Source organism: Chengkuizengella sp. SCS-71B (genome assembly GCF_040100845.1).
Classification (GTDB): Bacteria; Bacillota; Bacilli; order Paenibacillales; family KCTC-33759; genus Chengkuizengella.
Genome location: NZ_JAZHSH010000001.1, coordinates 3,187,542 through 3,210,020, shown reverse-complemented (window position 1 = coordinate 3,210,020; position 22,479 = coordinate 3,187,542). Strand labels below are relative to the sequence as shown.

The 22,479-nt window shown below is 34.7% G+C and carries 1 protein-coding gene; it reads left to right on the top strand.

What is annotated here, in order from left to right; all coding sequences use genetic code 11:
• Nucleotides 1–11: 11 nt before the first annotated feature.
• Nucleotides 12–22,478, top strand: a complete 22,467-nt coding sequence (locus VQL36_RS15705; protein ID WP_349250227.1) for a non-ribosomal peptide synthase/polyketide synthase — start codon at nt 12–14, stop codon at nt 22,476–22,478.
• The last annotated feature ends 1 nt before the right edge of the window (nt 22,479 follow it).

The window sequence follows — 22,479 nt, the reverse complement described above, 5'->3', positions numbered from 1 at the left end:
GGGGTAGAGCCATGTTAATTTTTGGTGAAAAGTTAAAAAAAGAACGTGATTATTGGAAAACAAAATTATCTGAGTGGAAGCCTGAACGTTATCTGCCTTATTACTCTGATTCAAATATACAATCACATGAAGAATATGATCATGTCCAATTGAAATTGGATGGAGAAATATTTAATCAATTTATGAAGGTTTGTAAAAATTCAGATCAACTTACCTTTATATTTTTGATGGCAGTGGTTAAAACATGCATTCATAAATATTCCGAATTAGATTTTATTACAGTAGGAACTGGCTTAGACAAAACTAAAAATAATGATGATAGACATAGGGATCATTTAGCAGCCATTTGTAGTGAGCTTGATTCTAGTAAAAGTTTTAAAAATGTAGTAATAGACATACAAAAATCTATTATTGAAGCTTATCAAAATGCGAATTATCCTTTGAGTGAGATTGTGAAAGATTTAGATTTAAAATTAGTAAATGATAAAACATTTGAAATTACTTTATTTCATGAAAATATACATTACTTACCTGATAGTAATCTAAAAGATAGTAACACACAAATGATAATACAGAAAAGTGATACGGATTTAAGTTTGCATGTTCAGTATAATTGCAATCAAATTTCGAAAGGTACCATGCAAAGGTTCATAGGACATATTAGAGAAGTATTAACTCAAGTCATCGAAAATCCAAATCTATTATTGAGTGATATTTATGTTGTAACTGATCAAGAGAAGAAGCGGTTGTTAGTCGAATTTAACAATACGGCAACAGATTACCCTAAAGAAAAGATGATTTATGAACGGTTTGAAGAACTAGTTCAAAAAATACCAGATCAATATGCAATAATATTTGAAGAAAAGAAGTTAACTTATAAAGAGCTTAATGATCGAGCTAATCAAATAGCTAATGTTTTGAAAAGGAAAGGGGTTCAATCTGAAGATATTGTAGGCATAATGGTAGATCGTTCCATTGAAATGGTTGTTGGCATGCTTGGTATTCTTAAAGCTGGAGGGGCTTATTTGCCAATCGATCCAACTTATCCAGAAGATAGAAAGAAATTTATGATTGAAGATGCTAGGACAAGATGGTTGTTAACGATGCAGTCGTATGTGGATCATGTATCTTTTGATGGTGAAATTATCAATCTGGAAGACCCTAAGTTAAATGATGAAAGCAGTGAGCAAATCAAGAGTATTCCTCTCTCTTCAAATCTAGCTTACGTGATGTATACATCTGGATCTACTGGTAAACCAAAAGGCGTAATGATCACTCATCAAAATGTAGTTAGTTTAGTGCAAAATGTAAATTATTTAGATTTTGAAACAGAAAAGCGCATTTTACAAACGGGTGCTATTGTTTTTGATGCTTCTACTTTTGAAATATGGGGAGCTTTGTTAAACGGATTAGAATTAATAATGATCAAAGATGAAGTGATTACGAATCCACAGTTATTAAAAGAAGCAATCTCACAACACACTATTACTACATTGTGGTTAACATCTCCATTGTTTAATCAACTATCTCAACAAAACATTGAGATGTTTGAAAATTTGCAGACACTGATTACAGGCGGAGATGTATTGTCAGTGAAACATGTTGGAAACGTACTCAATAAATATCCAGATCTGAAGATAATAAATGGGTATGGACCAACCGAAAACACAACGTTTACGACCACTCATGAAATTGATGAGGTGAGTGAACGAAGCAGCATTCCTATTGGACGACCAACTAGCAATACAACAACTTACATTTTGAATCAAGCAGGTCAATTGCAGCCAATTGGTGTTGTTGGTGAGCTATACACAGGTGGAGACGGGTTAGCTAAAGGGTATTTGAATCGTAATTCATTAACAGAGGAACGGTTTATACAACATCCATTTGAAGCAGGAAAGAAAATTTATAAAACAGGTGATTTAGCAAGATGGTTGCCTGATGGAAATATAGAATATATCGGACGAATGGATTTTCAAGTAAAGGTAAGAGGATTTCGGATCGAGTTAGGTGAGATTGAAAATGAGCTTTCAAAGCACCCAGAAATACATCAAACTCTTGTTCTTGTGAAAGAAATTGCTGGAGAAAAAACATTATGTGCATATGTGGAAGGATTGAGAGATTTTAAAGTTACAGAATTGAGGGAATTTATTACTAAGTCTCTACCATCCTATATGATCCCGTCACATTTTATACAATTAGAAAGTTTTCCTCTTGCTCCAAGTGGAAAAATAGATCGAAAAGCTTTACCTGAACCTGATGAGAATCAACAAGCCAGTGGACAATATATTGCACCAACGAATGAAATAGAACGTCAATTTGTAACTATATGGGAAGAAGTATTGGGTGTTGAAAACATTGGGATTCAAGACAATTTCTTTGAACGTGGTGGACATTCTTTAAAAGCAGTGCAGTTTATGTCAAAACTACAAAAAGAATTACAAGTTTCACTAACGATAAATGATATTTTTACACATCCAACAATTGAACAATTAGTACAACAAGTACAAAAGTTGAAAAGTAATACATTCATATCGATGCCAATAGTAGAAGAAGGTGAAGTCTACCCTGTATCTTCAGCGCAAAAAAGAATGTATGTAATGCAACAGTTAAAAGGCGCAGACATCAGTTATAACATGCCTTTAGTACTGACCATAAAAGGTGACTTAAACCTTAATAGATTTGATGACGTAATAAAGAGTTTAGTGAGTCGTCATGAAAGCTTGCGTACATCGTTTGAAATCATCGATGGAGATGTTATTCAACAAATACATGCAGATATAAATATTGAAATTGATTATAAAAAAGTGGAGAAACATGAAGTAGAAGGAATCATCCCATCATTGATTCAGCCATTTGACTTAAAAACAGCCCCTTTGTTTAGAGTGAACCTGATCCAAACAGATGAAGATGAATATCTCTTTTTCATTGATATGCATCATATTATTTCAGATGGAATTTCAATGAATATTTTAGTTGAAGACTTTGCACAACTATATGCTGGGGTAGAGTTGCCGTCACTTCATTTCCAGTATAAAGATTTTGCAGTATGGCAAAGCAAGCAGTTTGTTTCAGAGCAGATGGAAGAACAAAAACAATATTGGCTAGAACAATTTGCAGGTGAGATTCCAGTATTGGAACTGCCTACTGATTATACTAGACCCTCTATTCAGAGCTTTGAAGGAAGCGCAATTGAATTTCGCTTCGATCAAACTTTTTCAAGTAAAATCAATCAACTTGCACAAACGACGAATTCCACTATTTATATGGTGTTATTAACAGCGTTCACCACCTTGTTATCCAAATATACTGGTCAAGAAGACATTATCGTGGGTTCACCTGTAGCTGGAAGAAATCACTCAGATCTTGAACCTATTGTGGGTATGTTTGTGAATACGTTAGCGATGAGAAATAAACCAGAAGCGAACAAACCTTTTAAGGAATTCCTATCGGAAGTGAAGGAAAATACACTACAAGCGATGAAAAATGAGAGTTATCCATTAGAGGAGCTGATTGATCAATTAGAAATTGAGCGGGTTACAGGTCGAAATCCTTTGTTTAATGTAATGTTAAACATGCTGAACATGGAACAAAATGAAATGGAACTCGACGATTTAGTTTTACATCCTTATTCCTTGGAACATACGATTTCAAAATTTGACCTGACATTACACGTGATTGAAGATGCAGATGATCTCTTATTAAATATGGAATACTGTACGAAATTGTTTAAGAAAGATACGATTGAACGAATGATATCTCACTTTACAGTATTAATTGAACAGGTAGTAACCCAACCCGATATCAAACTTGGAGATATAGAAATCTTAACCGAACAAGAAAGACAGCAGTTATTGGTAGAGTTTAATGATAGGACTAAGGAATATCCAAAGGATGTAACAATTCATAAACTATTTGAAGAGCAAGTCGTTAAAACACCGAGTAATATTGCTGTGATGTATGAAGGTGGGCAGTTAACCTATAAAGAGCTAAATGAAAGGACAAATCAACTTGCAAGAGCTTTAAAGGAAAAAGGTATACAATCTGAAACGATTGTCGGAATTATGGTAGATAGATCTTTAGAAATGATCATAGCAATTTATGGGGTTTTAAAAGCCGGTGGATCTTACGTACCAATTGATCCCACATATCCTATAGATAGAATGAAATTTATAATTCAAGATAGTGGTATAAATACGATATTAACGCAAGAAGAATGGATGTCCCATTCATTTAAAGATGTAGCATTGTTAAATCTAGCAGATGAAAGCATATACAGCCTAGAAACATCTAATTTAGATATTGATATAAAAAATCATCAATTAGCTTACGTTATTTATACTTCAGGTTCAACAGGTAATCCAAAAGGTGTTTTAGTTGAACATAAAAGTGTTGTTAATACACTTTTATCAATGCAGGATTCATATTCTTTATTAGATACAGATACTTATCTATTAAAAACTGCATTCACTTTTGATGTATCAGTCACAGAGTTGTTTGGATATTATATGGCTGGTGGTAAGCTAGCCATTTTACAAAAAGGTGATGAGAAGAATCCATATGAAATATTAAAAAGTATTGAAGAATATAACGTAACCCATATTAATTTTGTGCCTTCAATGTTCAATAGTGTGTTAAGTATATTAAACAAAGAGAACATTAATAAATTTAATGTTTTGAAATATGTATTTTTAGCAGGAGAAGCTGTCTCAAATAAAATGGTACATGATTTTTACCAACTTACCGATCAAGTAGAATTAAAAAATATTTATGGACCGACAGAAGCGACAATTTATGCAACTCAATATGATATTCCTAGTCAATCAGATGGTAAAATCTCGATAGGTAGACCACTAAATAATGTGAAGTGTTTTATTTTAGATAAGAATTTAAAGTTATGTCCAATCGGAGTGGTTGGAGAATTATGCATATCAGGTGATGGTTTAGCTAGAGGCTACTTAAATCGCCCTGAATTAAATCAAGAAAAATTTGCAAAAGTTGAATATTTAGAGGAAGGAAAGATCTACAAAACAGGTGATTTAGCTCGTTGGTTGCCTGATGGAAGAATTGAATATATTGGGAGATTGGATTATCAAGTTAAAATTAGAGGGTTTCGTATTGAGTTAGGTGAGATAGAACATCAATTACTTCAACATCCAGAGATTCAAGAATCGTTAGTGATTGAGATAGAAGACATGGTCGGGGATAAATCATTATGTGCTTATGTAGTTGGGAAAAGTGAATTAAGCATCACAGAGATCAAACAATTTTTATCCAACTATTTGGTAGATTATATGATTCCTACTTACTTTGTTCAATTAGAGGAAATACCTTTATCTCTAAGTGGAAAAGTAGATCGAAAAGCTTTACCTAAACCAGATGGAGGCCATCACATCGGTGTAGAATATGTTGAACCAAGGAATGATTTAGAACGTCAATTTGTAACCATATGGGAAGACGTATTAGGGGTTGAAAACATTGGAATTGAAGACAATTTTTTTGAACGTGGTGGACATTCTTTAAAAGCAGTTCAACTTTATTCTAAATTGCAGAAAGAATTGCAAATATTATTAACATTGAATGATATATTTTCAAACCCAACAATTGAGGAGCAAATAAAACTAATTCAGAGAATAGATTCAAGCTTTTTGACTATCCCTTCTGTTGATGAAAGAGAAGTTTACCCTCTATCTTCAGCACAACAAAGGATGTATTTACTTCAGCAGCTTAAAGGTGCAGATATAAGTTATAACATGCCTTTAGTTCTGACCATAAAAGGGGAGTTAGACCTCAAAAGATTTGAAGAGGCGATGAAGAGTTTAGTGAGTCGTCATGAAAGCTTACGTACATCTTTTGAAATGATAGACGAAAAAACTGTTCAACGAATACATGCAGATATAAACTTTGAAATTAGTTATACAAAGGTGGAGAAACATGAAATAGAAGGAATTATCTCATCATTGATTCAACCATTTGATTTAAAAACAGCCCCATTGTTTAGAGTGAATCTGATCCAAACAGATGAAGATGAATATCTCTTTTTCATCGATATGCATCACATAATTTCAGATGGAAATTCAATGAATATTTTAGTTGAAGACTTTGCACAACTATATGCAGGAATTGAACTGCCTTCACTTCATGTCCAGTATAAAGATTTTGCAGTATGGCAAAGCGAGCAGTTTGTTTCAGAGCAGATAGAAGAACAAAAGCAATATTGGTTAGAACAATTTGTGGGTGAAATTCCAGTATTGGAACTGCCTACAGATTATACTAGACCGTCTATACAGAGCTTTGAGGGGAATTCTCTTGAATTTCGCTTAGATCAGAAGTTTACAACGAAAATCAATCAACTTGCTCAAGTCACCAATTCTACTATTTATATGGTGTTATTAGCGGTGTTCAACACCTTGTTATCCAAATATTCTGGTCAAGAAGACATTATTGTGGGTTCACCTGTAGCTGGAAGAAATCACTCGGATATTGAACCTATTGTGGGTATGTTTGTGAATACGTTAGCGATGAGAAATAAACCAAAAGCGAACAAACCTTTTAAGGAATTCCTAGCGGAAGTGAAGGAAAATTCACTACAGGCGATGAAAAATGAGAGTTATCCATTAGAAGAGCTGATTGATCAATTAGATATTCAGCGGGATACAGGTCGAAATCCTTTGTTTAGTGTGATGTTAAACATGATGAATATGGAACAAAATGAAATGGAACTGGATGGTTTAGTTTTACATCCTTATTCTTTGGAGCATACGATTTCAAAATTTGACCTGACATTAAACGTAATTGGAGATGCAGGCGAGCTCTTATTAAATATGGAATACTGCACGAAATTGTTTAAGAAAGATACGATTGAACGAATGATATCTCACTTTACAGTATTAATTGAACAGGTAGTAACCCAACCCGATATCAAACTTGGAGATATAGAAATCTTAACCGAACAAGAAAGACAGCAGTTATTGGTAGAGTTTAACGATACGACTAAGGAATATCCAAAGGATATAACAATGCATGAGTTATTTGAGAAGCAGGCTCAAAAAACACCAGATCAAATTGCAGTAGTATTTGAAGATGAGTTGTTAACTTATAGAGAATTGAATGAAAAATCAAATCAATTAGCTCGTATATTAAGAGAAAAAGGGGTTCAATCGGGTGACTTAGTAGGTATCATGACTGATCGCTCTTTGGAACTAGTTATAGGTATCATGTCCATTTTAAAAGCAGGAGCTGCTTATGTTCCTATTGATCCCGCACACCCTGTAGAAAGAATTCAATATATGCTGGATGACAGCGCTATTCAATGTGTATTAACACAGTCTCATTATTTAGATCTTATAGCTATTGATGGAGAAATCCTTAATATACAACAGCCAAAGCATTATGAAGGAGAGAGTAGTAATTTAGAAATAGAAATTAAGTCTACGGATCTAGCTTATGTTATTTATACTTCTGGATCTACAGGAAAACCAAAAGGTGTCATGGTGGAACACAATGCCTTAAATAATTTTATACACTCGATTTATTATCAATTTAACAAGCAAATAAGTACAGAAGATCAATGTCTAAGTTTAACGAATATATCATTTGATGTCAGTGTAGGTGAAATTTTCTTGCCACTATCATTTGGTGCTAGTTTAGTATTATTTGATTTTCATAAAACACTAAACATTCATTTATTGCAAGAGACGATTATAGAAGAGAAGATTACTTTTGCTTATATTCCACCGACTATTTTATTAGAATTAAGCTATTTATTAGAAGCGTCTAAACCAATTAGTATGAATAAAATGCTAGTAGGTGTAGAACCGATTAAAGATGAAGTGTTGGAAAAATACATGCAGCTTCATCCATCTATGCAGATTATTAATGGGTATGGTCCATCAGAAGCAACGATATGTTCTAATTTCTACAAATATGAAATGCATGAACCAACTGGACAAAATGTGCCGATTGGAAAACCTCTAGATAATCTTTATATTCATATATTGGATGAAAATGACAAGTTGGTTCCTGTTGGAGTACCAGGGGAATTATGTATATCTGGAGCAGGGTTAGCTCGGGGTTATGTCAATAAACCACAATTAACTGCAGATAAATTTGGACTTAATCCTTATGTACCAGGAGAACGGATGTATCGAACAGGGGATCTAGCAAGATGGTTGCCAGATGGAAACATAACCTATGTAGGACGGATTGATTTTCAGGTGAAGGTAAGAGGATATCGTGTAGAGTTGGGAGAAATTGAGAGCCAACTGTTGAAACATCCAGAAATTGAACAATCTGTTGTAGTAGTTAAAGAAGATTCAACGGGAGAAAAGTTCCTTTGTTCCTATGTGGTTGGTCTTAAACGTTTTAATCCATCCGAATTAAGAGAGCACGCTCTAACTACTTTGCCAGCGTACATGGTTCCATCCCATTTTATACAACTTGAGATGATTCCACTTACATCAAATGGAAAGATTGATCGAAAATCATTACCTGAGCCAAATGAAAATCAAAACTCAAATGGACAATATGTTGCTCCTACTAGTGAATTGGAAATTAATTTTGCAACAATATGGGAAGAAATATTAGGAGTAAAAAATATAGGTATTCGAGACAATTTCTTTGAACGAGGAGGGCAATCCCTAAAAGCAGTGCAGTTGATTTCTAAACTTCAAAAAGAACATCAGGTTTCATTGACGTTAACAGATATATTCACGCACCCTACGATTGAACAATTAGTGAAATTGATTCAGAAGTTAGATGCTAGCCAATGGTCCATTCCTCATATTGAAGAAAGAGAAGTATATCCAGTATCCTCTGCACAAAAACGTCTGTATGTGTTACAGCAACTAGAAGGTGCAGATATTAGCTATAACATGCCTTTGGTTATGTCTATGAAGGGACAATTAAATAGAGCTAAATTTGAAAGTGCGATGATTGGTTTAGTTGACCGGCATGAATGCTTGCGTACTTCATTTGATTTGGTAGACGGAGAACCTGTGCAGTGTATTCATTTAGATAGCTCAACTATTGATTTTCAAGTCAACTTTACAAAAGTAGAAAAACATCAATTAGAAGCAAAAATTTCATCTTTAATTCAACCATTTGACTTAAGGAAAGCACCTTTGTTTAGAGTATGTTTGATCCAAGTAGATAAAGATGAACATCTCTTTTTCATAGATATACATCATATTATTTCAGATGCAATTTCCATAAATATTTTATTACAAGATTTTGCAAAGCTTTATGAAGGTGAAGAGCTGAGTCCTTTACAGGTACAATACAAAGATTTTGCAATTTGGCAAAAAGAACAGTTTAACAACGAACAATTGGAAGAGCAAAAACAATATTGGTTAAATCAATTTAAAGGTGAGATTCCAGTATTGGATCTGCCTACAGATTATACTAGACCTTCTATTCAAAGCTTTGAAGGGAGTGCAATTGAACTCTGCTGGGATCAAACGTTTACGTGGAAAATAAATCAACTCGCTCAATCGACGAATTCTACCGTTTATATGGTTTTATTAGCTGCATTTACCACATTGTTATCCAAATATTCAGGGCAAGAAGATATTATTGTGGGTTCCCCTGTAGCGGGAAGAAATCATAAAGATATTGAATCCATTGTGGGAATGTTTGTAAATACGTTACCGATGAGAAATAAACCTGAGGTTAATAAGACATTTAAAAACTTTCTAGTTGAAGTGAAGGAAAACTCATTAAAAGCATTGGAAAATGAAAGTTATCCGTTAGAGGAACTGATTGAATATTTGCAAATTCAGCGAGATATGAGTCGAAATCCATTGTTTAGTGTGATGATGAACATGTTGAATATGGAACAAACAGAGATGGATCTCGACGGTTTAAGCCTCCAACCTTATAAGCTGAAGAATTCTATATCAAAATTTGACTTGACATTGGATATTGTTGAAGATGCAGGTCAGCTTATATTAAATTTGGAATATTGCACAAAATTATTCAAACGAGAGACTATTGAACGGATGATGGATCACTTTACTTTATTAGTAGAACAGATTTTAACAACACCGGAAATCACGCTCGGAGAGATTAACATTGTATCTCAACAAGAGAAACATCAGATGTTAGTAGAATTTAATGAAACAAAAGGAACATATCCAAATAACAAAACCATTCACCAACTGTTTGAAGAGCAGGTTGAGAAAAAGCCTGATCAAATTGCAGTTATGTTTGAAGATCAGCAAATGACTTTTAGAGAGCTTAACGAGAAGGCGAATCAGCTTGCCCACGTTCTAAGAAGTAAAGGAGTTAGTAGGACTGATTTAGTTGGTATTATGGTTAATCGATCTTTAGAAATGATGATTGGAGTATTTGGTATTTTAAAAGCAGGAGCTGCATATGTTCCGATTGATCCTACTTATCCAGAAGAAAGAATAAATTATTTATTTGAGGATAGTCAAATTCGAGTGCTATTGTCAGAGACTTCGTTAATGGATCGACTACAATTTGCAGGTGAGATTATAAATTTAAAAGAAGGCAGTTTTTATATTGGTGATTCTTCTAATTTAATTTCTATGAGTATAGCAAGTGATTTAGCTTATGTTATTTATACTTCTGGTTCAACTGGCAGACCAAAAGGTGTAATGATAAAACATCATTCTGTTAACAATTTTCTATATGGATTGCAAATGCATTATTCATTAAATGAAGAAGATGTTATTTTACAAAAAGCTCCTTTTGGATTTGATGTCTCAGTATTAGAAATGTTCTGGGGATTACTATTTGGAGCAAAAGTTTGCTTGCTCTCACCTGAATATGAAAAAGATCCAAATTTAATTGTTAGGGCTATTGCTCGTTATAAAATAACTACAGTACACTTTGTCCCATCAATGTTGCAGTTGTTTTTTGACCATCTAGAAAATAAAAATTTACAGACTGAAGTTCGTACCATGAAAAGACTTTTTTCCGGAGGGGAAAAGTTGACCTCAAGTCTAGTGAAGCAATTCCATCGTCTGTTTGAGCATGATTCTCATATCCGTTTGCATAATTCATATGGTCCTACTGAAGCTTCGGTTGCTGTATCGTATTATGACTGTCATATGACTGAACCAGAGGATATAGTTCCAATAGGAAAACCACTTAAAAACGTTCAGTTTTATGTATTGAATCAAATGAATCAACTGCAGCCTATAGGTGTTCTAGGGGAATTATGTATCAGTGGAGATGGTTTGGCAAAAGGTTATTTAAATAAACCTGACATCACGAAGGAAAAGTTTGTTATAAATCCATTTTTACCAGGTCAAAAAATGTATAAAACAGGCGATCTGGTCAGATGGTTGCCTGACGGAAATATTGAATATTTAGGTCGCATAGACGATCAAGTAAAAATAAGAGGTTACAGAATTGAATTAGGTGAGATAGAAAATCAGCTATTAAATCATTCTGAAATACAAGAAGCAGTAGTCATAGTTCATACAAATGAGTCCGATGACAAAACGTTAGTTGCTTATTTAGTTAGTCATCAAGATTTTAATATTTCTGAATTAAGAGATTATGCAATGAAATTTTTACCGGACTATATGGTTCCACCCCACTTTATTCAGTTAGAGGAAATGCCATTAACGCCAAATGGAAAGATGGATCGCAAAGCGCTTCCTGCACCTACAGCAATTGAAAGGAAAGGTGTGGATTATGTAGCTCCAAGAAATGAACTAGAACGTCAACTTGTGTCTTTGTGGGAACATGTATTGGAAATGGATTCTATCAGCATTACGCATAACTTTTTTGAATTAGGTGGTCATTCAATCAAAGCAGTTCAAATTGTCTCAAAGGTTCAAAAAGAGTTGAATATTCATTTAACGTTAAGAGATATTTTTTCATTTCCTACCGTTCAACAGCTTTCGAAAAGAATACAAGAGATGGATAATCTTAAATTTAACTTTATTCCACAAGTTGAACAAAAGGAAATCTATCCGGCATCGTCAGCACAGAAAAGAATGTATGTGTTGCAACAATTGGAAAATAACACTACGAGTTATAACATGCCATCTGCAACGATGATAAAAGGGAAACTTGATTATACCCAATTTGAAAGTGCGATGAAGAAGTTGTTAAACAGACATGAGAGCTTAAGGACTTCTTTTGAGATGGTAGAAAGTGAATTGTCTCAACGAATTCATGAACAAGTAGACTTTGAGATTCAATATGAGAAAGCTGAAGATAATGACGAATTAAATGCATTGGTAGCCGCATTTATACAACCTTTTGATTTAAATCAAGCACCGTTGATTCGTGTAAAGTTAATTCAAATAGATCAAACAGAACATTTACTAGTCTTTGATATGCATCATATCATTTCAGATGGAATGTCTATGAACATATTAATGCATGATTTTTCACAGCTTTATGATGGGATAAATTTAGAAGATTTATATATTCAATATAAAGATATTGCGGTTTGGCAAAGTGAGCAGTTTGCTGAAGAGGAGATGGAACAGCAAAAACAATATTGGTTAAAACAGTTTGAAGGCGAGGTTCCGATATTAAATCTGCCAACCGATTTTGAAAGACCGATACTGCAAAGCTTTGAGGGTGAGCATATTGATATGAAACTGGATCAAACGTTCACATCGAAAGTTTACCAACTAGCCAGAGAAACGAATACAACCGTTTATATGATTATGCTAGCGGCGTATACGGTTTTATTGTCCAAATATACAGGACAAGAAGATATCATTGTAGGTTCACCTGTAGCGGGGAGAAATCACGCAGATTTAGAACCGATCGTAGGAATGTTTGTCAATACAGTAGCTATCAGGAACAAACCAAATCGAAATCAGTCTTTTCATACATTCTTATCGGAAGTGAAAGAAAATACATTACATGCCTTAGAGAATGAAAGCTATCCTTTAGAAGAGTTGATTGAAAATTTAAACTTACCAAGGGATACAAGTCGAAATCCATTGTTTAACGTCATGTTTAGTATGTTGAATATGGAGCAGCAGGAAATGGAACTAGATCAGATAAGCTTTCATCCTTATCCGTTTGAAAATAAAAATTCAAAATTTGATGTGACGTTAACGGTAATAGAAGAAGCTGATGGACTTTTCATCAACATGGAATATTGTACGAAACTGTTTAAGCAAGAAACAATCAAGCGGATGGTTTACCACTTAAAAAGAGTAGTTGAACAGGTTGTTACCGATCCTGAACGATTGCTGCAGGACATTGACATATTAACCAAGGAAGAGAAACATCAGCTATTGGTATCCTTTAATGATACTGCAGTGAAATATCCAAAAGATCAAACGATTCATGAGCTGTTTGAAGAGCAAGTTCAAAAAACACCAAATCATGTTGCAGTGGTGTTTGAAGATCAGCAGATGACGTATCAAGAACTGAATGAAAAGGCGAATCAATTAGCGAATACTTTGAGAGATAGAGGCGTGAAGCCAAATGAATTAGTTTCTATCATGGTAGATCGTTCTCTAGACATGATTGTTGGGCTTATTGGAATTCTAAAAGCAGGAGGAGCGTATGTTCCAATAGATCCTACCTATCCAAAGCAGCGAATTGAACATATATTAATGGATAGTAAGACAAGGTGGTTGTTAACACAAAGTCATTATATAAACGTATGCCAAATCAATGGCGATGTGATAAATCTTGAAGATATTTCATTATATCAAGGTAATAAAAATAATTTGAAATCTCTGCATGGACTTCATGACTTGGCTTATGTTATCTACACATCAGGTACAACAGGGAAGCCTAAAGGGGTTTTAGTAGAACATCAAAATTTGCTTAACTATATCTACACTTTTATTAATGAATTTAATGTTTCTGAAAAAGACCATGTGCTTCAGCAAGCATCAATTTCATTTGATACATCGATTGAAGAAATCTTTCCTGTCTTAGTTAGAGGTGGGAAAATAACGATCGTTAAAAAAGAAGATGTAATGGACGTTCATATTTTAACTAACCTTATTGAGACTCATCAAACGAGTATTGTTTCATGTTCGCCGTTATTATTAAACGAACTTAATTTGTCCTTATCAAACCATCAAGTTAGATTATTTATTTCAGGTGGAGACGTACTAGTTGCTCATCATATAACGAACCTTAAAAAATCTGATGTATACAATACGTATGGTCCAACAGAAGGAACGGTTTGTGTAACGTATTACAAGTGTACGTTTGATGAGGAGGGATTTATATCTATTGGAAAGCCTAATTCAAACAATGGTGTTCTTATTTTAGATCAAAATGGTCAGTTGCAGCCTATTGGTGTACCAGGTGAGATTTGTATTTTTGGTGCTGGGGTTACAAGAGGATATTTAAATCAACCGGAGCTAACAGAAGAGAGATTTATAAAACATCCTTATCATCATGGAGAAAGGATGTATCGTACGGGAGATTTAGCAAAATGGTTGCCTGACGGAAATATTGAATATTTAGGTCGCATAGACGATCAAGTAAAAATAAGAGGTTACAGAATTGAATTAGGTGAGATAGAAAATCAGCTATTAAATCATCCTGAAATACAAGAAGCAGTAGTCATAGTTCATACAAATGAGTCCGATGACAAAACGTTAGTTGCTTATTTAGTTAGTCATCAAGATTTTAATATTTCTGAATTAAGAGATTATGCAATGAAATTTTTACCGGACTATATGGTTCCATCCCACTTTATTCAGTTAGAGGAAATGCCATTAACGCCAAATGGAAAGATGGATCGCAAAGCGCTTCCTGCACCTACAGCAATTGAAAGGAAAGGTGTGGATTATGTAGCTCCAAGAAATGAACTAGAACGTCAACTTGTGTCTTTGTGGGAACATGTATTGGAAATGGATTCTATCAGCATTACACATAACTTTTTTGAATTAGGTGGTCATTCAATCAAAGCAGTTCAAATTGTCTCAAAGGTTCAAAAAGAGTTGAATATTCATTTAACGTTAAGAGATATTTTTTCATTTCCTACCGTTCAACAGCTTTCGAAAAGAATACAAGAGATGGATAATCTTAAATTTAACTTTATTCCACAAGTTGAACAAAAGGAAATCTATCCGGCATCGTCAGCACAGAAAAGAATGTATGTGTTGCAACAATTGGAAAATAGCACTACGAGTTATAACATGCCATCTGCAACGATGATAAAAGGGAAACTTGATTATACCCAATTTGAAAGTGCGATGAAGAAGTTGTTAAACAGACATGAGAGCTTAAGGACCTCTTTTGAGATGGTAGAAAGTGAATTGTCTCAACGAATTCATGAACAAGTAGACTTTGAGATTCAATATGAGAAAGCTGAAGATAATGACGAATTAAATGCATTGGTAGCCGCATTTATACAACCTTTTGATTTAAATCAAGCACCGTTGATTCGTGTAAAGTTAATTCAAATAGATCAAACAGAACATTTACTAGTCTTTGATATGCATCATATCATTTCAGATGGGATGTCTATGAACATATTAATGCATGATTTTTCACAGCTTTATGATGGGATAAATTTAGAAGATTTATATATTCAATATAAAGATGTTGCAGTTTGGCAAAGTGAGCAGTTTGCTGAAGAGGAGATGGAACAGCAAAAGCAGTATTGGTTAAAACAGTTTGAAGGCGAGGTTCCGATATTAAATCTGCCAACCGATTTTGAAAGACCGATGCTGCAAAGCTTTGAGGGTGAGAATATTGACATGAAACTGGATCAAACGATCACATCGAAAGTTCACCGATTAGCCAGAGAAAAGAATACAACTGTTTATATGATTATGCTAGCGGCGTATACGGTTTTATTGTCCAAATATACAGGACAAGAAGATATCATTGTAGGTTCACCTGTAGCGGGGAGAAATCACGCAGATTTAGAACCGATCGTAGGAATGTTTGTCAACTCAGTAGCTATCAGGAACAAACCAAATCGAAATCAGCCTTTTCATACATTCTTATCGGAAGTGAAAGAAAATACATTACATGCCTTAGAGAATGAAAGCTATCCCTTAGAAGAGTTGATTGAAAATTTAAACTTACCAAGGGATACGAGTCGAAATCCATTGTTTAACGTCATGTTTAATATGTTGAATATGAAGCAGCAGGAAATGGAACTAGATCAGATAAGCTTTCATCCATATCCGATGGAAAACAAAATTTCAAAATTTGATGTGACGTTAACGGTAATAGAAGAAGCTGATGGACTTTTCATCAACATGGAATATTGTACGAAACTGTTTAAGCAAGAAACAATCAAGCGGATGGTTTACCACTTAAAAAGAGTAGTTGAACAGGTGGTTACCGATCCTGAACGATTGCTGCAGGACATTGACATATTAACCAAAGAAGAGAAACATCAGCTATTGGTATCCTTTAATGATACTGCAGTGAAATATCCAAAAGATCAAACGATTCATGAGCTGTTTGAAGAGCAAGTTCAAAAAACACCAAATCATGTTGCAGTGGTGTTTGAAGATCAGCAGATGACGTATCAACAACTGAATGATAAGGCGAATAAATTAGCAGGTTTATTGAGAAACAAAGGGATTCATACTAACGAGTTAGTGGCGATTATGATCGACAATTCTTTGGAAATGATCATTGGAATCATAGGTACATTAAAGGCAGGAGCAGCATATGTACCTATAGATCCAACTTATCCAGAAGAAAGAATTGTATATATGTTAGAAGATAGTGGGACGAAATGGTTGCTAACCGAGCAGCGATATATAAACGGGATCGACTTTAAAGGTGAACTCATAGATTTGAAGGATGCTTCATTGTATGAAGGAGAAATGAATTCTTCCCACGTTAGTCATGCTGCAGATGATTTGGCATATGTGATCTACACATCAGGTACAACAGGAAACCCGAAAGGGGTCATGATAGAGCATCACCAAATTGTAAACAGGTTATTATGGTGGAAGGATGAATTTGAATTAAATGAGTCTGATGTTTATTTACAGCAGTTTTCATTTTCGTTTGACGGATTTGTTATTAGCTGTTTTGCTCCGATTCTCGCTGGATCTAAGCTCATATTGTTAAATGGTGAAGAGGCTAAGCACCCTATTGCGATGAAAGAAAAGATAAATAGACATAAAGTAACACGTTTGTTTAGTGTTCCAATTTTGTACTCAACGTTGATTGAAGTGATGAATGCGGAAGAAACACAATCCATAAAGACGGTTATTTTAGGTGGAGAAAAAGTGACAGAGGTTGTGTTAAGAAAGAGTAATCAATTAAATGAAAATATAGAAATTGTGAATGCATATGGACCTACGGAAAGCAGTGTGGTGGCTACACTCAAAAGAAAAGTGAATAAAGACCAAATGATTACGATTGGTCATCCTATTGGAAACACATCCATCCTCATATTGGATGAGGATAAACAACTTCAACCTATCGGTGTTGCAGGTGAGTTGTGTATTTCTGGAGCAGGATTAGCACGTGGATATTTAAATCGTTCTCAACTAACCGAAGAAAAGTTTGTTTCCAATCCTTATCAAGATGGGGAACGGTTATACCGAACAGGAGATTTAGCTAGATGGTTACCTGATGGAACGATCGAATATATAGGTCGGGTGGATCATCAAGTTAAAATTAGAGGTTTCCGAATTGAATTAGGGGAGATAGAAAGTCAGATTTTAAAACATGAAGAAATCGAAGATACCATCGTGACTGTAATAGAAGATCAAACAGGTGACAAATCTTTGTGTGCATATATTGTATGTAGTGAGACATTGGAAGTGGGGGGAATAAGAGAATACGTATCCCAATCCTTGCCACATTATATGATTCCATCTTATTTCATTCCATTAGAGAACATGCCTTTAATGACAAATGGAAAAGTGGATCGAAAAGCTTTGCCAGAGCCAGATGGAAACATTCACACAGGGATAGAGGTAGTAACACCAAGGAATGAATTAGAACATGAACTCCTTTCATTATGGCAAACGGTTCTTGGGGTAGAGCGGATCGGCATTCAACACAACTTCTTTGAATTGGGAGGACATTCATTAAAAGCCGTGCAATTAATTGCATTGATTCATAAAAATATGGAATTATCTGTAAGTTTGAGGGATCTATTTCAAAATCCGACCATTTTACAGTTCGCAGAGCGATTGCAACAATTAGATTCATATGACTTGGGATCCATTGCACAGGTTGAATCACGAGACGTATACCCTGTTTCATCAGCACAAAAACGAATGTATGTGTTGCAACAGCTAGAAGGAGCTGATATCAGTTATAACATGCCTTTGGCAATGATGATAAGAGGAGATTTAAACAAGACTCAATTTGAAAAAGCAATTAAAGGATTGATTTTTCGTCATGAAAGTTTGCGTACTTCATTTGAATGGAAAGAAGGAGAGCCGGTTCAGCTGATCCATCCACATCTTGATGTAAAGATAGACTATCAAAAAGTGGAAAGAGGGCAAGCAGAACCTTTAATTTCACAATTTATTCAACCTTTTGATTTAAGTCAAGCCCCATTGTTTAGAGTAAGTCTTATAGAAATGGGTAGAGAAGAATATCTTTTCTGCATAGATATGCATCATATTATTTCAGATGGAACCTCAATGAACATTTTGATTCAAGACTTTATAGCACTTTATGAAGATGAGAATCTTCCAGAACTTCATATTCAATATAAAGATTTTGCAGTTTGGCAAAGTGAGCAGTTTGCTAAGGAAGAGATGGAGCAGCAGAAGCAGTATTGGTTAGATCAGTATGAGGATGAGATTCCGGTTTTGAATCTACCCACCGATTTTGAAAGGCCAATGTTGCAAAGTTTTGAGGGAGATGAGTTAGATTTTAGATTGGATAAAACGACCACGTCAAAAGTTCAACGACTAGCTAAAGATACGAATACGACCGTATATATGATTATGCTGGCGACGTATAGTACTTTATTGTCAAAATATACTGGACAAGAGGATATCATTGTGGGTGCGCCTGTAGCTGGGAGAACTCATGCAGATCTAGAATCAACGATAGGCATGTTTGTCAATACATTAGCCATACGAAATAAACCTGTGGGGAGTAAGTCATTTGAAACCTTCCTGGCAGAAGTAAAAGAAAACACGGTACGTGCTATAGAAAATGAAAGTTATCCTTTAGAAGATTTGATTGAAAACTTACACTTACCAAGGGATATGAGTCGAAATCCATTGTTTAACGTCATGTTTAATATGTTAAACATGGAACTGCAGGAAATGAAGCTGAACGATTTAAGTTTCCAACCGTATTCTATGGATAATAAAATTTCCAAATTCGACCTTACATTAACTGTCATGGAAGATGATAACGAACTTTTATTGAACGTGAAATATTGTACGAAACTATTTAAACAAGCAACGATAGAAAGGATGATTAATCACTTAAAAATATTAGTAGAACAGGTAGTTACCCAACCTGAACTATTACTAAAAGATGTAGAGTTGCTGAGTGAGCAAGAAAAAGACCAGATATTAGTACAATTCAATAATACTAATATTGCATATCCAAAACATAAAACCATTCATGAGCTGTTTGAAGAACAAGTCAAAGAAACACCGAATCATGTTGCTGTAGTATTTGAAGGTCAGTCATTGACGTACAGAGAACTGAATGAAAAAGCAAATCAGCTTGCGTTAGTCCTTAGAAACAAAGGCATTCAGGCAAATGACTTGGTAGGTTTAATGGTGCATTGCTCTTTAGAGATGGTGATCGGAATCTATGGCATCTTAAAAGCGGGAGGTGCTTATGTACCGATTAATCCAGATTATCCAAAACAGAGAATTGAGTTTATGCTGAAGGATAGTGAAAGTCATGCATTAATAACGACAGAAGAATGTTGTGTTGATTTATCGTTTAATGGAGAGATCATAGATATATTGAACAAGGAAATCTTTGAAGGAACTTCAACTCATGTAAAAAGCATCAATCATTCAAACGATTTAGCTTATGTATTATACACTTCAGGGACAACAGGCAATCCGAAAGGGGTGATGATTGAGCATCATAGTGTGAACAATCTAGTAATAGCTTTGGATCAAAGGATTTATTCCATGTATAGCGACGAGCTGAATGTGGCGTTGGTTGCACCATTTTATTTTGATGCATCAGTCAAACAAATTTTTGCAGCTTTAACAAGTGGTCATACATTATATGTAGTTCCAGAAGATGTAAGAGTGAGTGGAGAGAAATTACTAGAATTTTATGACGCGAATCAAATCGATATTTCGGATGGTACACCTATTCATCTCAATATGATAAGTCACTTTTTGCAAAATAGAGAAAATAGGAAACTTAAACATTTCATCATAGGGGGAGATATTCTAAATCTGAAGTCGGTAAATGAAATTTTAAATACATTTACTAATGCGAAGGTCACCAATGTTTATGGTCCAACAGAATGTACTGTAGATGCGACAACGTATTTAGTTAAAGGAAATGAAACGAACATATCTATTGGAAAGCCGATAGCAAATTCGAAATTGTATATTATGGATTCACATCAAAATATCGTTCCAATGGGAGTGAGTGGTCAACTTTGCATCAGTGGAGAGGGTGTAGCCAGAGGGTATTTGAATCATCCAGCATTGACGGCTGAGAAATTCGTTTCAAACCCGTTTGAACCAGACAGTCGAATGTACTTAACCGGGGATGTGGCTAAATGGAAACCTGATGGAACCATTGAATATATTGGACGCATGGACCATCAAGTGAAAGTTAGAGGATTCCGCATTGAATTGGAAGAGATTGAGAGGCAAATTCTCAAGTATCCAGAAATGGTGGAAACTGTAGTTACCCTTTTAAAAGGTGGGACAGGAGACGATACATTATGTGCCTATATAGTGTGTAGAACAGAAGTAACTGGTGCTAAATTAAGAAAATATTTACTTCAATCTTTACCAGATTATATGATTCCATCTCATTTTGTACAACTAGAGAGTATGCCGCTTACACCAAATGGAAAAATTGATCGCAAATCTTTACCACAGCCAGACAAAAATATGTTGAAAGGTGTAGAATATGTTTCACCAAGAAATGAATTAGAAAGTCAGATTAAAGCTGTGTGGAATAATGTGCTTGGTATAAATGGGATCGGCATTCAGCATAACTTCTTTGAATTGGGTGGTCATTCTTTAAAAGCCATGTCCATCGTGGCTATTTTACAAAAAGAATTTGAAGTGCATTTGACCTTAAGAGATTTATTTACAAATCCAACCATTGAGCAACTTGCAAAACGAATGGAAAACTTAGTGGATAACAAGCAGATTACCTCTCAACCATTAAAATCTGAAATATTCACGATTGAAGTAGAAGGAAGAAAAATGCAGATTTATTTACCTGAATCGTACCATACAACTGACACAATATATCCTGTCGTTTATATGCATGATGGACAAAGTGTTTTTGCCGACACTGCCGAATCTATTGGTTGGAAAGTAGATCAAACCTTAAAAGAATTAACAAATAAAGGATTAGTAGAAGAGATGATCGTAATTGGAATTTATAGTGACAAGGAGCATAGAGCTGAAGAATATATTCCATACAAAGAAAGTTCTTTAAATACAGATGGTTTACAAGCGAAAACTTATGCTGAATTTTTAGTTAATACCATCATCCCTTATATAGATAAGCATTATCGAACCATTCCATCCAAAGAACACAGAGCGATTATCGGTTCGTCCCTAGGTGCCGTTCATGCGTTGTGGTTGGCCTATGAATATCCTGATGTATTTTCAACGGTGGGAGCTTTATCTCCATCATTCTGGGTAGGGGAGAGAGCCATTTATACAGACCTAATCAATAAACCAAAACCAGAGCTTAACATTTGGGTTGATATGGGGAATGTAGAAGAATACTATGAAGCTACCTTTATTGATCTATTGGAAGAACAAGGTTTTACTTATGGCGAAGATGTATTTTATTACTTAGAAGAAGGAGCTCTGCATAATGAATTGGCATGGGAGAAAAGAGTCAAAAATGCTTTGATTCTATTTAACGGAAAAACCCCTAACATGGCTGTGCACATGGAAGTGAACGTCAATTTCATAAAAGACATTATGAACGATCCTTCTAAAGATGAGGATAAAGGGGTTATTGAGATCAATCCTATCATTGAGATGGACAACGGGATGAAGTTTTCTGCAAGACAACTTGCCGAATATACTGTGATCAACAAAGAAGAGGGTATGGTAGATTCAAGAGGATTTGTTACTTTTAAAACAGGTGAAAATCTGTTAGTGGAAGTATCTTGTGACGGTCTTTCAAAACAGATTGAAGTAAATTATGAACGGATGCAGCAGCAACTAAAGGAAATACTCCCTTTTGATCATAAGCAATTAACTGAAAATAAACTTTGTTTTTCAGAAATGTTAGGTGGACATGTTTCCAAAGAAGCAATCATTCATTTGATGGGAAGAATTGAAAAAACTGGATTAGTTCGTGTTAAGGAAGAAACTGATGAACATATTGTAGTAGATTTCCAACAAATCCAAACAAAAACGTCAAATATGTAGC

Coding starts and splice junctions, on each gene's coding strand:
- VQL36_RS15705 (WP_349250227.1), top strand. CDS start 12: ATGTTAATTTTTGGTGAAAAGTTAAAAAAAGAACGTGATTATTGGAAA.